The organism is Pseudanabaena sp. 'Roaring Creek' (assembly GCF_001402795.1).
Lineage (GTDB): Bacteria > Cyanobacteriota > Cyanobacteriia > Pseudanabaenales > Pseudanabaenaceae > Pseudanabaena.
This window is the reverse complement of record NZ_LIRE01000571.1, coordinates 1-1,036: the sequence shown is the minus strand read 5'-3', so window position 1 is coordinate 1,036 and position 1,036 is coordinate 1. Positions and strand designations below refer to the sequence as shown.

The window sequence follows — 1,036 nt, the reverse complement described above, 5'->3', positions numbered from 1 at the left end:
AATCCCACCACCATTAACTTTAGCTGTATTACCAGAGACAGTGCTATTGGTGAGCGTCACGGCGCTAATGCCAGAAATCCCACCACCATTACCATACTTAGTAGCCGTATTACCAGAGACAGTGCTATTGGTGAGGGTCACGGCTCCCTTGCCAGAAATCCCACCACCAATACTCGCCGTATTACCAGAGACGGTGCTATTGGTGAGGGTCACGGCTCCATTGCCAGAAATCCCACCACCATTATTACCAGCCGTATTACCAGAGACAGTGCTATTGATGAGCGTCACGGCTCCATTGCCAGAAATCCCACCACCATTAAAATCCGACGTATTAACAGAGACAGTGCTATTGGTGAGCGTCACGGCTCCATTGCCATAAATCCCTCCACCACTACCATTAGTAGCCGTATTACCAGAGATAGTACTATTAGTGAGCGTCACGTCTCCCTTGCCATAAATCCCTCCACCATCACCATTATTACCAGCCGTATTACCAGATACAGTGCTATTGGTGAGCGTCACGTCTCTATTGCCATAAATCCCTCCACCATTATTAGTAGTAGCCGTATTACCAGACACAGTGCTATTGGTGAGCGTCACGTCTCCATAGCCATAAATCCCACCACCATAATAACTACTAGCCGTATTACCAGATACAGTGCTATTGATGAGCGTCACGGCTCCATCGCCAGAAATCCCACCACCAGTACTAGCCGTATTACCTGACACAGTACTATCGGTGAGCGTCACGGCTCCATAGCCATAAATCCCACCACCATCACTAGTAGTTGACGTATTACCAGAGACAGTGCTATTGGTGAGTGTCACGGCTCCATTGCCCAAAATCCCACCACCACCACCAGTACTAGCCGTATTACCAGAGACAGTGCTATTGGTGAGCGTCACGGCTCCATTGCCAGAAATCCCACCACCAGTACTAGCCGTATTGCCCGACAAAGTACTATTGGTGAGGGTCACAGCTCCATCGCCATAAATTCCACCACCATTAAAATCCGACGTATTACCAGATACAGTG

General features: G+C 48.7%; 1 protein-coding gene. It reads right to left on the bottom strand.

Annotated features, from left to right (window positions below; translation table 11 throughout):
- A partial coding sequence (locus tag AC805_RS16445) for a right-handed parallel beta-helix repeat-containing protein (protein WP_197278763.1) occupies window positions 1-1,036 on the bottom strand: 1,036 nt, incomplete at both ends.